Annotated in this window: 11 protein-coding genes; 5 read left to right on the top strand and 6 right to left on the bottom strand. The window is 49.9% G+C overall.

The features are described 5' to 3' along the window. Nucleotide 1 precedes the first annotated feature (1 nt). The 4 genes from JIN82_RS16340 to JIN82_RS16355 all read left to right on the top strand — a co-directional run bounded on the left by JIN82_RS16340 (nt 2) and on the right by JIN82_RS16355 (nt 7,861). The gene (locus JIN82_RS16340) at nt 2-3,130 is read left to right on the top strand and encodes an efflux RND transporter permease subunit (protein ID WP_200312744.1); all 3,129 of its coding nucleotides are present in this window, start codon (nt 2-4) and stop codon (nt 3,128-3,130) included. Between the two features lie 31 nt (nt 3,131-3,161). Further along, nucleotides 3,162-3,680, top strand: coding sequence for a hypothetical protein (locus JIN82_RS16345; protein WP_200312745.1), 519 nt, complete (start codon nt 3,162-3,164; stop codon nt 3,678-3,680). 340 nt (nt 3,681-4,020) lie between these two features. Next, entirely contained in the window at nt 4,021-6,918 is a 2,898-nt protein-coding gene (locus JIN82_RS16350) for a discoidin domain-containing protein (RefSeq protein WP_325099536.1), read from the top strand. 217 nt (nt 6,919-7,135) lie between these two features. Then, the gene (locus JIN82_RS16355) at nt 7,136-7,861 is read left to right on the top strand and encodes a hypothetical protein (RefSeq protein WP_234042123.1); all 726 of its coding nucleotides are present in this window, start codon (nt 7,136-7,138) and stop codon (nt 7,859-7,861) included. A 4-nt stretch (nt 7,862-7,865) separates the two neighbouring features. On the opposite strand, the gene JIN82_RS16360 is transcribed toward JIN82_RS16355, so the two are convergent. From JIN82_RS16360 to JIN82_RS16375, 4 genes are all read right to left on the bottom strand, one after another. After that, nucleotides 7,866-8,741, bottom strand: coding sequence for a sugar phosphate isomerase/epimerase family protein (locus JIN82_RS16360; RefSeq protein WP_234042124.1), 876 nt, complete (start codon nt 8,739-8,741; stop codon nt 7,866-7,868). Between the two features lie 151 nt (nt 8,742-8,892). Further along, nucleotides 8,893-9,795 carry a branched-chain-amino-acid transaminase gene (gene ilvE / locus JIN82_RS16365; protein WP_200312749.1) on the bottom strand — a complete coding sequence of 301 codons (903 nt, stop codon included), beginning with the start codon at nt 9,793-9,795 and terminating at the stop codon, nt 8,893-8,895. An 84-nt stretch (nt 9,796-9,879) separates the two neighbouring features. After that, nucleotides 9,880-10,938, bottom strand: coding sequence for a M42 family metallopeptidase (locus JIN82_RS16370; RefSeq protein WP_200312750.1), 1,059 nt, complete (start codon nt 10,936-10,938; stop codon nt 9,880-9,882). Nucleotides 10,939-11,028: 90 nt separating this feature from the next. Beyond that, entirely contained in the window at nt 11,029-11,829 is an 801-nt protein-coding gene (locus JIN82_RS16375; protein ID WP_325099533.1) for a TIGR00282 family metallophosphoesterase, read from the bottom strand. Nucleotides 11,830-11,933: 104 nt separating this feature from the next. On the opposite strand from JIN82_RS16375, the gene JIN82_RS16380 reads away from it, so the two are divergent. After that, complete coding sequence (locus JIN82_RS16380) at nt 11,934-13,379, top strand: N-acetylmuramoyl-L-alanine amidase (RefSeq protein WP_200312751.1); 1,446 nt, start codon at nt 11,934-11,936, stop codon at nt 13,377-13,379. Here the strand turns inward: JIN82_RS16380 and JIN82_RS16385 are convergent. Continuing rightward, on the bottom strand, nt 13,369-14,961 hold the full coding sequence (locus JIN82_RS16385) for a hypothetical protein (RefSeq protein ID WP_200312752.1): 1,593 nt from the start codon (nt 14,959-14,961) through the stop codon (nt 13,369-13,371). The genes JIN82_RS16380 and JIN82_RS16385 overlap by 11 nt on opposite strands. A 9-nt stretch (nt 14,962-14,970) precedes the next feature. Beyond that, nucleotides 14,971-15,624, bottom strand: coding sequence for a hypothetical protein (locus JIN82_RS16390; RefSeq protein ID WP_200312753.1), 654 nt, complete (start codon nt 15,622-15,624; stop codon nt 14,971-14,973). Between the last annotated feature and the right edge of the window lie 48 nt (nt 15,625-15,672).

Below are 15,672 nucleotides of genomic sequence, written 5' to 3' on the forward strand. Positions count from 1 at the left end.
CATGCTTAATTATCTCATTCGTTTTTCCCTACGCCAGCGGGCGCTGATCATGATGATCGCGCTCACCTTGCTAGCGCTGGGTATTAACAGCGCAATCAAGCTGCCAGTTGAGGTTCTCCCCGATCTCACCAAACCCACAGTCATTCTGCTAACCGAGTCTCCCGGGCTGGCTCCTGAGGAAGTTGAAACGCTGGTGACTGTGCCACTAGAAAACGAGCTCATGGGCGTCACCGGAGTCGATCGCATCCGCAGTATCAATGACGTTGGTCTGTCGCTTATCTATGTGGAATTTGACTGGGGAACTGACATCTATCGTGCACGCCAATTTGTCCAAGAGCGGCTTGTTGGCATCACCGAAGATCTACCTAACGGCATCACACCTTACATGACTCCAGCAGCCTCGCTGATGGGGCAAATCATGCTAGTGAGTGTCACCGATCCCACAGGAAAAACAGAACCTCGCGAGCTGCGGTCTCTAGCTGACTGGACCATTAGCCGACGAATCCAAAGCTTATCAGGCATCGCCGAAGTCCTATCCATGGGCGGTGGAGTCAAACAAGTTCAAGTCCAGCCAGACCCAGAACGCATGTTGTCACATGACATCGACTTCGCCGAACTCAGAGAAGCCGCAGCCAACTCGGTTAGCAACACTACTGGTGGATTCTTGGATGAAGGCAGCCAAGAGATCATGGTGCGCAATCTAGCAATGACCAGCGATCTCGAGTCAATTAGCAATACCGTGGTCAAATACCTCAACGACAGGCCTATCCTGATCAAGGACGTCGCCGAGGTTGTATGGGGCGTACAGCCCATGCGCGGTGATGCCGGAGCTAACGGCCACCGCGGCGTCATCATCTCTATCACCAAGTCTCCAGGGTTTGATACCATCGAACTCACTGAGCGCTTAGACGACACTCTAGCTGAACTGCAAGCCAGCATGCCAGCAGGCGTAGAGGTCAAGGCCATCTACAAACAACGTGAGTTCATCGATCTCGCCATCGGCAATTTGCTAGAAGCGCTGCGCGATGGAGCCATCATGGTCAGCTTGATTCTCTTCCTCTTTTTGCTCAATTTCCGTATCACCCTGATCACGCTAACAGCTATCCCGCTCTCTCTGGGAATTGCCTTCTTTGTATTTGACCTATTCGACCTCAGCGTCAACTCAATGACCCTTGGAGGTCTGGCTGTAGCCATTGGCATGGTCGTTGATGATGCCATCGTTGATGTGGAAAATGTCTTCCGCCGATTGCGAGAAAATGCCAACTTACCCCTAGCTCAGCAAAAAGCTAAGTTAGACGTGATTGCTTCAGCTTCCGCTGAGGTAAGAAGCTCCATTCTGTACGCCACTATCCTGATTATTTTGGTATTCATTCCGCTGCTAGGCCTCAGCGGCGTGGAAGGAAAACTATTCTCCCCCATTGCCATTGCCACGATTGTTAGCATGTCAGCATCCTTTGTGGTCTCGCTAACGGTTATCCCTGTACTGTCATCATTCTTCCTCAATCCAAAGAAAAACAAAGTCCACCGCGACGGATTTTTGGTGCGTTTGTTAAAGTGGATATTGAAGAATACGTGGCTCAGGTTAGCGCTGGCTCAGCCATTCATGGTCATGGCAATTGCGGCCATGTTGCTGGTTGCAGCGGCTTTGCTCTACCCGCAGATGGGATCTAACTTCCTGCCAGCATTTCGCGAACCCTCAGCAATGATTGCCACCACCACAGCTCCGGGCACCTCGCTAAAACAAACCACACAAATAGCTGAAAAAGCCACCGAGTTACTGCAAGAGATCCCTGAGGTTCAATCAGTCGCCTACCGTGTTGGCCGCGCTGAAAATGGTGACCATGTGGTGCCAGTTTCCACCGTCGAGATCGATGTCGAATACAACTACGGCAATGATGCGCGCAGCCGCCAAGAGGTCCTAGACGACATGCGCGAAACGATGGCATCTATCCCCGGAACCTTCAGTGTCGTTAGTGGCCCACTAGCTGATAGAATAGGTCACATGCTCAGTGGCGTTCCAGCTAAGGTCGCGGTGAAGATCTACGGCCCCGACCTCGATCAACTGCGAAAAATTGGCACTGATATACAACGAATAGCCAAGTCCATTCCAGGGCTGGAACAAGCTCGCATCGAGCAACAAGCGTCCATCCCGCAGTTGCGCATCGAGGTGAACCGCGATCGAGCTCAAGCTTACGGCATCTCGCCAGGTGAAATTAATGGCCAGCTGGCTACTCTGCTAGGTGGTGAATATATTTCTGAAATCTACGACGGTGAGCGGATTTACGACATCGTGGTTCGCCTGCCGCTAGAATGGCGCGAATCACCAGACAAGCTCGCTAACATCTACCTAGATACTCAAAGCGGGCAACGAATTCCGCTAGAGTACGTCGCTGATATTAGACAAGCTACAGGCCCCAATAACATCATGCGGGAAAATACGCTGCGTCGCTTCATCGTTAGCATCAACCCAAGCAGCCAAAACCTAGTCGAGCTCGTTGATGAGCTACAAGAAAAAGTGAACAACGAACTCACACTACCACACGGTTACTCGGTGAGTTACGAGGGTGAATACGTCGCCCAACAAGAAGCAAAAAACCGCATTTTCATGATGTCAGCCATCGTGCTCTTTGTCGTCGCCTTCCTGTTATTCAGCTATTTCGGCTCCTCGGTATTCACCCTGCAGGTGCTCGCTGACATCCCAGTGGCGCTCATCGGCGGCGTTTTCCTCACCTATCTAACTTTGAACAATATCAGCATCGCTACTTTAGTTGGCTTCATCGCCATTACAGGGATTGCCGCGCGCAATAGCATCATGATGATTTCTCACTACCTACACCTGATGAGACACGAGGGTGAAGCCTTCACGAGAGAGATGATAGAACGCGGAACACTAGAGCGCTTAGTTCCTGTTTTGATGACGGCGATTTCAGCAGGAGTAGCCCTCATTCCGCTCGTTCTAGCAGCTGAAGACCCTGGCAAAGAAATCCTCAATCCTGTGGCCATCGTCATTGTTGGCGGACTGATCACCAGCACTGTTCTCGGGCTGGGACTCACTCCCGCTGTATTTTGGGCCTTTGGACGAAAGGCTGCTCACCGTGTGGTGAAACGTAAATCACCAGCAACTCAGTAATTAAAAACTTACACCTAACTAATACTAATCTATGACAAAAAAATATAACAAACTCGCTCTGCTCTGCAGTACCGCCTTTGCCCTTTCCGCTGGGATTCTCAGCGCAGAAGAACACAATCACCCAGGTGGCTGCGGCCATGATCACGGCACTGTGAAAAAAGAGGCTCACGCCCATGATCACGCCGAAGTCGCCGGTCCTAACCATGGCCGCATTCTGCATGATGTGAGCCCACACGCTGAACTATTTGTCACCGCTGATAGACTAGTCAAAATCACCTTCATTGACGATGAAGGCAAGGCGATCGCTCCAGCTGAACAATCAATCTCAGCGGTCTGCGGCAATCGCTCAGCGCCAACAAAACTCACCTTTGCAAAAACTGGTGATAGCTTCACTTCTGAGCAGCCACTACCAGCTGGAACCAATGTGGCCACAGTATTGCAGGTTAAAATGAGCCCCGATGCTCAGACTAAAAATATCCGCATCAACCTAAACCTAGCTGACTGCCCGACATGTGATTTCCAAGAATACGCATGCAACTGCGAACATTAAGCCGGCATCTTGAATTCACGTGCTCGATGTTTTTGTTGGAACGAATCATCAGACCACACCTAATCATGTGTTCATTAGAAATTGAATTCCACATATGAAACGATGCTAATAATGGCTCAGCTTTAATGGATTAAATTCACCCTGCCTCCCTGATATCCATTAGAGCTGAATCGCAGGCAGATTAGGCTACCTAGCGCCGAAGACATGTTAGCCTGCTCTGCTCCTTCTCAATGAGGCAAAATGTTGCTTGATGAGCTCTTGTCGCTCAAACATTTTATTCAAACAGTTATCCATCCCATATTCTTTGGACAACTCGTTATTAACCCAAAAATTGAGACAAGTGTACACACCTAACCAACAAAGCTTCTCACAAAAGCTAATCACAAGTGCTCTACTTGGAGTCAGCCTTACAGCGCTGACAGCTGAGACTATTGAGCTCCCCATCATTGCCTACTCCGCTAGCAACTACCAAGAAGGTAATCCACCAGCGAATGCCTTCGACAATCTATTAGATACTCGCTGGTCGAGTGACGAAACAGACGCCAGCCTCACGCTCACCCTTGAGCAAGAAGCGGTGCTAGAATCCATTTCCCTAGCGACCTTTGTGGGTGACACTAGAGTCACCTACTTTGACATTGAGTCATCACTAGATGGTGAAACGTGGACGGCGCTGGGAAGTTTTCAAACTTCAGCCACCACACTAGAACAAGAGTCCTATCCACTGCCACAAGTGACAGCCAAATTCGTCAAACTGATAGGCAAAGGCAATAGCAACAGCGCATGGAACAGCTACACCGAGATTGACTTGTTGGGCAGCATTCCCATCAATGAAGAGCAGCTAGAAATAGTTAGCGCGACAGCCACTCATGGCACCAAGCACCCTGCGGAGAACATGCTCGACGGCGATTTAACAAGCCGCTGGACAACTGGAACTAAGGGAGCTAGCGCTACGTTCACCTTAGCTGAAGTTTCACAAATTAACTATGCTAACATCGCCTTGTACAAAGGTGATATCAGATCTACCACATTTGATCTCGAAGCGTCGATTGACGGTGAAAATTGGACATTCTTGGGCAGCTACGTTTCCTCTGGCGACACTACTGAAAATGTCATTTATGAATTTGATGACACCTACGCATCACAGATCCGGCTAACAACATTCGGCAATAGTATTACAAAATGGAATACCTTCAGCGAATTCGCTGTGGTCGGCTCAGTCATTAACAATGACGCCCCAGTGATCACAGCGGGTGACAGTATCAGCCAGAACATCAATACCAACAATACGCCTAACGCCTTCTCCTTGATTCTCGATGCTGACGACGCTAACGGTGATGCCTTAACATGGGCAATAAGTTCCCTACCAGAAAATGGATCCGCTAGTGTTGCTGCCAATGGCGTTGTCGCCTACACGCCAGCTCAAGACTACGAGGGCAATGACAGCTTCACAGTTAGTGTCACCGACCCACTCGGCGCAAGTGACAGCATTGTGGTTAATGTGATCGTTGCAGCATACACTGGAGACCTTGAGCTCACAGTCGATACCACTGATTTTCTTGGTGCCCAGCCAGCATCAGGCCAGCTATCTAATCTCTACCTCGGCGGCGCGCCAGCTAGCGCAGATCAGGTTTCACTCAGCGGCCCTAACGCAGATCTATTCAAGGTCAGCAATGGCAGCATCATCGTAGATCCAGCTGCAGATTTGCCAACTGGGCAATATGACCTCACTCTCACTAACAACTCTAACCCAAGCAATACACTGGAGATCACCATTCAGCTAGTAGCTGAAACTCAGCTCTCAGCCTTATGGGGATTTGCTGGTGAGCTTTGGGATAGCAGCTCGCGTCTACCTTGGTTTGGTCACAGTGGCTACCAATTTGGCGGCGTTGCCATTCCGGTTGGTCAGCCAGCTACACATAACGTGCTCGACTTTGGAGCAATTGCTAACGACGGACTCGACGATAGTGACGCCTTTGAGCTTGCGCTTGAAGCGGCAGCTGGTGGTGTGCTTTACGTTCCAGCTGGCACCTACGAAATCACCAAACAGCTCTACATTACTAGCAGCAACAGCGTGCTACGAGGAGCCGGTCAAGGTGAGACTATCCTCAGCTTCCCGCTAAACCTAGAAGAAGCTACTGGCGAAGCTGCTGGTACCTTTACGTACCGTGGAGGTTTCATCACCGTGCTCGGCGAACATCTTCATTATGGAGATTACACTCTGCTCGGAGAGGCCGCTAGAGGAAGTTACTCCTTCGAGTTGAGTGATGTTAGTGAGCTAGCTGTGGGTGACTATTTACGCATTCGTCAGGCAGGAAGTGAAGCTCTCGCCCTACATCTCCACGGTGACAACCCTAGCATCAATCCTGAATCCGATAACGAAACTGTTGAAGTGCTCACTGACTTTATCGCCGAGATTGAATCTATCAATGGCACCACAGTGACGCTCGACCGCCCATCACGCACTGATATCAAACCTGAGTGGATTCACTCTATCAACAAATGGGAACCGACTGTGGAGCAAGTTGGCCTTGAGTCCATGACATTAAAAATGTCTGGGGAAGACCACGAAAGCCACAACTCGGAAACTGGCAACAACGCGATCGTGCTGCAATCTATCGCTCACTCATGGGTGTACGACCTCGAGATTCTCGACTCCGACAATGCACTGCAATATTATGATACACGATTCACCACAGCGATTGACTGTGAAATTGGTGTTGAGACCCGCGGTCTATCAGACGCTGGTCACCACGGTGTTTGGTTCATCTATTGGTCACAGGACAATCTGGTAGAAAACGTCAACATCTACGGCAAATGGGTGCACGCACTCAGCGTAGAATCATATTCTAATGGTAACGTCATGCACGATTGCTACTTTGACCGTCTCGAGCAAGACCACCACATGTGGGCGCCGTATGCTAACCTGTTCACCAATTTGCATACGCAAGATGCCAGCAGAATATGGCAGTGCGGTGGCGCCAGAAATAAACCACGCGGAACCAATGCCGCGGCGCGCCCGACCTCATGGAACATCAGTTACGATGGATCTAGCCTGATGAATCTGCCATCAGCCACTGAGTTTCCTATGCAAAATGTAGTGGGAATTCTCGGTTATACTGAAGCCATTTTGGATGCTACTGACACCTCAACCACGGAACGTTGGGTAGAATCGATGGAAAATGTGTACCCGCAAGACCTCTATCAAGCGCAGTTAGAAAAACGATTTAATAACAACTAATCAAGTCAGGTCTGACTCAATCCTTCACACCCTGATCTCATTTTTTTGAGGTCAGGGTTTTCTCTTTTCATGAGCTGTAGACTGTGGCAGAAGCTGTGCTTGTTGAGCGTGAAAAAAATTCACGAATAAAACATTTGCTTTAAAACACCCTACCTCATACAAATTGTCTAGCGGAAATTCTCTCAGATAAGGTTGTAACCGAGGTATTCAGATACTCATGAAAGGCATTTTATTAATACTGGCCAATATGCTCATACTCAGCACATTGAGCCACGGGCAAAGATTAACCCCCATTGACGAATTCAATTACCCTGCGGAAAAGGAACTTGGTAAACCATGGGTCCTGTTTGGCTCTGAGGATCGGCCAATCTGCAGGAAAGATCAACCTGGTAACAACGGCTATATCACGTGGGGACCAACAAATGACGCCGATGGAGAAAAAAAGGAGCACGCAGGAGCAAGCCTGCCTATCACCGTCATTCCAACAAAATCTATTTACACCTATTTTTTCAGAGTTAGAGCGGATACAGATTCACCTAACCACAGCTTTGGTTTGAGCTCAAAAAAGAAACCAATCAACTTCGACTCGCTAGAGACACAAATTCTGTTGCACACCTATGAGGGTTCACTGAGTCTTTTCACTCGCGATGGCGCCGACCTTAAAGTGGCGTTTAGCGATATTGAGCAAGGCAAATGGTACAACATCTGGATGGTGGTCAACATGCACAACAAATCATACGACGTCTACCTTACCAGTGATCACAAAGGTAAAGCGACGATGGATGACATGATTGCTAGAGATCAAAGATTTCGCAACGGCTATATGGACCTGCTGAGTTTCCAGATGATTGCCACTTCTTATGGCACCAATGAAGCCTATGGAGCCTCAATCGATGACCTCTATCATGTGCCAAAAAAGTTCTTAGCGAACCCGTCTAAGTAGGGTGCTACTTAGCTTGTTCGTCAAAATATTGAACGATTTTCTGCACATCCTGGAAGTTATTATTCCAGTGAGCATACTCGATGGCAAAGCGTCCAGTGAACTTAGTTTCACGTAATGTTTTCATCATGTCATCTAGCTGGCCAGCGCCAGATCCCGTAACACAATGAGGGCTTTTATTTGCGCCCAGTTCCTCGCAGTCATTAAAATGCAATGATACCAGACGGTTGCGAACTTCTGTTTTTTTCACCTCTTCAGCTGGATTTACTCCCATACGAATCCAGTGGCCAAGGTCTGGGTTGAGGCCGACCCACTCGGACAGCTCGCCTATGCGGCTGGTGGCCATCTCAGGCTTCCAGTATTTATTATTTAAGTTCGGGTGATTGTGAATCGCCACCTTGATTTTGTATTGCTGAGCTAGCTCGTCTACCATGGCAAGGTTCTCGTATTTTGGTTCTGCCACCAGCGTATCTACCCCCCACTGCTGAGCAAATTTCATAAAGGCTTCCCAATTTTCTCTAGTACCAGGAATATGCACGTAGAGTTGTTTGAAATTCAAATCGTGATCAGCTAACAATTTTTTCAAATAAGCAGCTTGCTTGTCGTCGAGCTGTAACAATGCCACCTGAGCTTCCTCTGGCTGGCTAAATTTCACCTTGGGTCCGAGCTCGATGAAGTCGAGGTCCAGCGCGCTGCACAGAGCTAGCTGGTCTTCCAATGAATAGGCGCCAAATGTCCACACCTGCACACCAATCTCCCAGCCTCTGGCTGCGGCGGCTGACTTATCGCGCTTGAGCGGATTTTCTTTAGCAAACTCCAGTTCACCAGCCATTGCTCCAGCTGACAAAGCCGCCATCGCGACCATCGACATTACCTTTTTCATGTGTGTTTTCATATTTGTAATCAGGACTTGTACTATACCTATACTATACACGCTGAAAACCAAGATCTCACAAAAGATCAGCCAGCTGGGAAATAAAAATGGCGTCGCAGGAAATCCCGCGACGCCATGTAAATTGATCAACTATAGCCGATTACTCAGCGTCTTGTTCGTAAATCTCGGTACTGCTGACGTCGCTATTAACGCACTCAGTGTAAGCGTTGATGAGGTGTTTGGTGATTTCACCAACATTGCCGTCACCAATCTCGCGATCGTCATATTTCACCACTGGGATCACCTCAGCGGCGGTACCTGTAAGGAAAACTTCATCCGCAGTGTACACATCGTAGCGGGTGAGCGTTTCTTCAAAGATGCCCACACCCAGCTCATCACAGAGTTCAAAGATCGTCTCGCGAGTGATGCCGTCGAGCGCACCATCGCTGATTTTAGGAGTCGCGATGACACCCTTCTTGATGATGAATAAGTTGTCGCCAGTACACTCAGCCACGGTACCATTTTCATTGAGCATGATGCCCTCCATCACGCCAGCCTTCACGCACTCGATCTTGGCCATGACGTTATTGAGATAGTTCAATGATTTCACCTGCGGGCTCAGCGTCGCGTGAGACGGACGGCGAGTGGAACAAGTAACGATTTCCAGCCCCTTGGTGTAATATTCCTCTGGGTACAGCTGGATAGATGCCGCAATGCAGAACATCGACGGCGTTTCGCACAGGTATGGGTTCATGCCCAGACCGCCAGCTCCGCGAGTCACTACCAGACGAACATAGCCGTCACGCAGCTCGTTAGCGCGAATGGTTTCACAGACGATGTCGCAGACCTCTTCAAGAGTCCACGGCATCTTCAGCATGATCGCCTTCGCTGAGTTGAACAGACGCTCAACGTGCTCAATCAACTTGAAGACACGTCCATTGTAAAAACGAATGCCTTCAAACACGCCGTCGCCATACAGCAAACCGTGATCGAATACGGAAATCTTTGCGTCAGCTTGGTTCACAAGCTCGCCATCTAGCCAAATTTTCTGTTCCTTGCTCATAGCTGGTGTTACGAAATGCGGAAAATAGCGAGCTATTAAAAAAATGCAACAGGGATATTTAGCTCTCTGTCACCAATTTCTCTACTAAAACGACCAGTCGTAGCCGTCCAGCTCACACAGGCAGGCGGTAAGCAAATCAATGCCAGCGGCAATGTCCGTCTTGCTAGCCATCTCTATCGACTGATGAATGTGGCGTGTAGGGATAGAAACGGCGCCGGCAATCGAGCCACCTGGCACCATGCGCTGCAGGCTAGCTGTATCCGTGCCGCCTGCTGCTAGAATCTCTGGCTGCCAGTCAATTTCATGTTTTCCAGCGACTTCCTTCATGTAGGCCACCATGCGGTAATCACAAATCGTCGAGCTATCCATGATCTTGATCGCCGCGCCTTTACCCATAGATGTGCAGCGCTCTTGCGGCTGAGATCCAGGCGTATCGTAGGCAATCGTCGTATCCAGACCAAATGAGAAATCTGGCTGGATCGCCAAAGCACTCACCTGAGCACCGCGCAATCCCACCTCCTCCTGCACCGTGAAGCTGGCATAAAAATCATATGCAGGCGTGAGCTTTTCCTCCTTCATCTTGCGCAGTACCTCTAGCAAAAGGAAAACCGACACGCGGTTATCTAATGACTTCACGTTCACACAATCGCCAATTTCTAGCAACTCACTGCGGCGCGTGATAGGATTTCCAACCTCAACAAACTCAGCCACCTGTTCTTTATCCATGCCGAGATCGATGAAATAATCTTTGAGCTTGAGATTCTTGCCGCGCTCTTCCGGCTCCATGATGTGAATCGGCTTGCAGCCCATCACGCCAATGAGATCTTTTTTGCCGTGCACAATCACTCGCTGCGCGGTTAGCGTTTTCGGATCAAAACCACCTAGCGGATTGAATCGTACAAAGCCATTATCATCAATGTGCGTGACGATGAATCCAATCTCATCCATGTGCGCAGCGGCCATGCTCACCATTTCCTCTGAGCGGCCTTTTTTCAGCGCTACCACATTGCCCATGTGGTCCACGCTAAACTCGTCACAAAGCCCATCCAGCTGGTCAATCACCAGCTCACGGATCGCTTTCTCAAAACCAGGTGCTCCAGGCACCTCACATACTTTTGCTAGAAATGGAACATCAATAGACATGACCCACCAGTAAAGCCTGTCCAGCTGGATTCAAGTTCTAACTTGTCCCAGCTGGATCAGCCAGCTAGCCGAGCCAGCTGGATTTTTGGCTTACGCGCCCAGCTCTAGCAGCTCGTTGTAACGTTTCACCGCAGTGGCTTTGCCAGTGTCTTCGTCGATGTCTACGATCAGCCCGCAAAGGCGCACTTGACCTTTAGCCACAGGAAAACGTGTCGGCATGCCGGATTTAAAGCGCCAAACAACAGACTCCACGCTGCGCCCTAACACCGAAACATCAGGTCCACACATGCCTGCGTCAGTTAGGTGAGCAGTGCCTTTTGGGAGAATTTTCTCATCAGCAGTTTGGCAATGCGTGTGAGTGCCAACCACAGCTGAAACGGTGCCGTCAAGATGCCAGCCCATAGCGATAGACTCGCTAGTAGTCTCCGCGTGGAAGTCGACAAAAATCACCTTCACGCCTTCCTCTTTGCGCAGTCGCTTCACTTCTTCCTCCATGGCGAGGAATGGATTTGCCAGCGGCGGGTTCATAAAAGTATTCCCCTGCACATTGATCACCGCCACCTTGCCTTTTTCCGTATCCACAATCACCGAGCCATTGCCCGGCGTGCCAGCTGGATAGTTCAGCGGGCGCAGCAGTAGCGGCTGCTTGGGAAAATATTCAACAATCTCGCGTTGATCCCAGACGTGATCACCAGTCGTCACCACCTGAGCGCCAGCTTTTAGCAGCTCACCACAGATTTTTGGTGTAATGCCTCGTCCGCCAGCGGAATTTTCTCCATTAACGATGATAAAATCGACATCTTCCTGCGTTTTAATATGATGCAAACGAGACCGCACTGCCTTGCGGCCAGGCTCTCCAACGATGTCCCCTAAAAATAAAATTCGAATCACAAAACGAATCAATCATAGACTACAGCATTCGCCAACCATAAGTAGCCATTTGACCTTTTCTAAATCTAGCCGAGACGTAGCTAGCATCCCAATCCACCACTATTGTGTCAGACCACACCAGCTCATCTTCCAGTCCAATTATCCTTGCCGTCATCGCTCTAGCAGCAGCTGGAGCCGGCGCCTATTTCTACCTCCAGCCAGCTGAGCAAGCTGCGCCGCAACCAGCGATCGTCGAGCCAGTAGTAGAACCAGAACCGGAGCCAATCGTTGAAGTCACCCCTGAGCCAGAACCAGTCGACCCAGATCTCATCGAGGAAAGCGGCGACAAGCCACTAGCCTACGACCCCTATCTAGCAGACCTCGGCACGCGCCCCGACTACAACCAGCTGGGAATCTATCAGGAAACCATCACAAGACCTGACTTCGAGCGCCTGCTCACCAAGGTCTACGTGGTTGGCGACAGCTGGAAAGAATGGATCAGCCTGTTTGATGATAGAGCGGAAATCCGCAGCAACCGCCACCAGCCAGATGAAATATTCACCCTGAGATTTGCGCCCGAGCAAGCGACTCAGATGGCCAAGCTTGCACCAAAATTCTGGCAAAAAGCCGCAGAACTTCCAGCCACCACGATTGACAAACCACTAGCGGATCTGGTGATCGCCATCGACCCTGGCCACATTGGCGGCGACTATGCTCAAATTGAAGAACGCTGGTACCAGATCGACGACCACTGCCCAGTGATGGAAGGTGAAATGGTTCTCGTCACTGCCGAAATCATCAAAAGCCAGCTAGAAAATCTCGGCGCTAAAGTCTATCTAGTGCGCGACGAAAACGCGCCAGTTAGTCAGTTGACGATAGATGATTACCAAGCCGCTGCCGCCGCAAAAGTTGAGCATTACGATATCACCACGCCCGACGCCACCCGCAAACTGCAAGAGCGCTACCTCTACCGTACTGGCGAAATCCGCGCCCGCGCCGAGCTCGTCAATACACAGATCACGCCAGATCTGGTGCTCTGCCTGCACTTCAATGCAGAGGCATGGGATGACCCTAGCAATCCAACATTAACTGACAAAAACCACAACCACACGCTGCTACACGGCGCCCTCACAAAAAGCGAAATTGCCCACGACGACGAGCGCTACGAAATGTTACTCAAGATTCTTCAGGGCGTTCACGACGAAGAAAAGGAAATTGGCAAAGCCGCGGTGACAGCCATGAGCAAACATACAGGTCTGCCTAACTACGAATACGAAAAGAACTCACGCCGCGCAATCTCAGTGGATAATTTCCCCGGGTTGTGGGCTAGAAACTTGCTCGCCAACAGACTCTATCAATGCCCAGTTATCTTCTACGAACCCTACGTGATGAATAACGAAGAAGTTCACGCTCGTGTGCAAGCTGGCGACTTCGAAGGTGAACAAGAGGTCTTTGGAAAAATGCGCCGTTCTATCTTCCGCGAATACGCCGACGCCGTCACCGAAGGTTTGGTGAAACACTATGCCGGCGAACGAAAAATCGACAAAGCCAGCCAGAATCTTAGCGAATAAGCCGCTGAGCTTTGTCCAGATAGAGCGACACCGCATCGTCGCGCATCTTTTCATCGCGCGCGACTTCTTCTAGCAGCTTGCTATAACTTTCGAAATCTCCTGAGACTTCCTCAGCGTTGGTGATTTGATACCAGTCAAGGTATTGAGTCACTCGCTGGGTGGCAGCTATCATCTGCATACGCAGCAGTTGTAATCTCTCTAACTCTGCCTCAATACCGGGATCTTTACCCGCTATGATTGCCTGCACCATCAGCTGGTAGTTAGCTACAATGTCGCGCCTGTAGAGGTCAAAACATCGGTAGCTGAGACGGTCCAAATCAGTAGCCACACCGTAACAGGCATAAGCTCTATCAATTGGATCCAGATCCAGTACCTCCTTGTAGTGAGACAAATCGGCTGTCACAACTTCCCCATCCTCGTTGCGGTAACGAAGCTTCAGGTAGGAGCTCAGTTTCTGCTCGGTTTCGTCGATCGACATCTGGTCAGTTAGACGGGCGTCACCCTCGCGCAACATTTGTTGTTCCCAGAATTTTTGGATCGATTCCTTGGATAGGTTCATGCCCTGGAAATGCTCGCGCATTAGGTTTTCCACTTCCCCTTTATAACCAGCGACGTCGTTGAGAAACTCAGTCATGCCCTCGCGGCCACCACTCTGGGTGATCATTGCCGAAACCAGAGCTCCAGCGCTCGCACGATAGGCAGCATAAGAAACCGCATTCAGCGAAGCAAATTCATCTTGTGTGAGCTGCATCACCTTGTCAGGAGGAAATAGCTCCATGTGCTCAGCCAGCGCCTGATAGACTCTTCTATCAGCTTCTGGCTCATTGAGCCGGATGGCCTCCATTAAGCCAACTGATAGCCAAGGCCAAACCAATAAGCGCTCGTTGAGGTCAACATTTTGCCCAGACTGCAGGTACCGCTGATAGATCAACATTTCCAACACAGCCTGCTGGAGTTTCTCGGTTTCTACACCGCGCGCTAGATGCAAATGCAAGAGCAGCTGGACGCTATCATCTAAGATGTTAATTTCCTTTGCCAAAGTTCGTTTCGGCGCAGGATCTCCAACTTTTCCGTGCAAACGAATATCGATAATATTTGCACTATCAATCTTCTGGTCTTGCTCACCGCCGACGGCCTTGCCTTGCTCGTCACGCTCACGCAAAAGCTGAATGAGCTTGCGGTGCACATCATCTGCGAGAGAAGAAATGGCGGTTCGGCTGGCAAAATCACCACCGTGCAGCAGGAAGCGCCTACTGGCACTCATGCTGGTATCCATGCGCCGTTGCGCATCATCGCCCATACCACCTTCCGCTGCCTCGGAGGCGGCTGATTTTTTAGCTTCTGCCTCAGCTGCCATCTTGCGACGCATTGCCTCAATCAAAGCAAACTCTTCAGCCTCGGCGTATACTTCTTTGATGGCCTCGCCATCCACCTGCGTAGGTGTCGGTCCACCGCCAGCTGGAATTTCTTCAGCTGGCAAACTGGTACAAGTCACCGCCATCATACTGGCTGCAGTCAGCCAGCATTTAGCTGACACTACAGGCTGAACTTGCACTGGCTGGCGGTTTCTCATCATCATCATCGACTATAATTACAGCGAATCAGGATCGGGAACTTTTGCATCAAAGGTAATCTTCCCGTCTTCGACAACGATGTTGTAAATATCACTCTGGTACATTTCAGCTTCCTCACTGAGGGCGGCGTAAAGTTGCTTGAAGCTAGACATCACTAACACCACGTAGCCACCTGGCGCGTAACATTGACCAAACTGGCCGCCGGGCCGCTCGATGATCAAGCTGCCTTTTTCTTCATCGCGGCTGATTTCAAAAATCATAGAAACAGTATGCGGGTAGAGTTTCTCCTGATAATCCGCTTCTCGCTCGATAATCACTTCCGCGCGACCATCGGAAAAGTCGACCCAAATGCCTTTGGCATCAATGAAAAGGCCAAATAACCCCTCTTGCTTCACTTCCAGCTTAGCATTGAGATAAATGTTAATTTCTTCCTCTGTGAAAGTCACCGATTGGTCTCTAGCAATCGCATTGCGCAGGCGCTGCGCCACCTTGCCTTTATCTTCAAAATCACCACTGAGCACTAACTCACGACCAGCAATTCCAGAGAGATCACGCGGTTGCCACGACAGCCAGATATTGTAGGAAACAAAACCTAACGCCGCAAATAAACCCAAGAAGAAAACCGTCTTAATCAACGATCCACTGCCACCCTTTTTCTTTTCTTCAGCCATAGAAATTTTTCAGTCATTGTCACTGAGGCCCAGATGCTCAGTGACGCG

This window comes from Persicirhabdus sediminis (assembly GCF_016595495.1).
Taxonomy (GTDB): Bacteria; Verrucomicrobiota; Verrucomicrobiia; order Verrucomicrobiales; family Akkermansiaceae; genus Persicirhabdus; species Persicirhabdus sediminis.

Bases quoted from the DNA above. Each gene is read 5' to 3' on its own strand.
- JIN82_RS16360 (WP_234042124.1), bottom strand. From the start codon at position 8,741: ATGAAAAAGGTAATGTCGATGGTCGCGATGGCGGCTTTGTCAGCTGGA.
- JIN82_RS16370 (WP_200312750.1), bottom strand. From the start codon at position 10,938: ATGTCTATTGATGTTCCATTTCTAGCAAAAGTATGTGAGGTGCCTGGA.
- ilvE (WP_200312749.1), bottom strand. From the start codon at position 9,795: ATGAGCAAGGAACAGAAAATTTGGCTAGATGGCGAGCTTGTGAACCAA.
- JIN82_RS16345 (WP_200312745.1), top strand. From the start codon at position 3,162: ATGACAAAAAAATATAACAAACTCGCTCTGCTCTGCAGTACCGCCTTT.
- JIN82_RS16385 (WP_200312752.1), bottom strand. From the start codon at position 14,961: ATGATGATGATGAGAAACCGCCAGCCAGTGCAAGTTCAGCCTGTAGTG.
- JIN82_RS16355 (WP_234042123.1), top strand. From the start codon at position 7,136: ATGAAAGGCATTTTATTAATACTGGCCAATATGCTCATACTCAGCACA.
- JIN82_RS16390 (WP_200312753.1), bottom strand. From the start codon at position 15,624: ATGGCTGAAGAAAAGAAAAAGGGTGGCAGTGGATCGTTGATTAAGACG.
- JIN82_RS16340 (WP_200312744.1), top strand. From the start codon at position 2: ATGCTTAATTATCTCATTCGTTTTTCCCTACGCCAGCGGGCGCTGATC.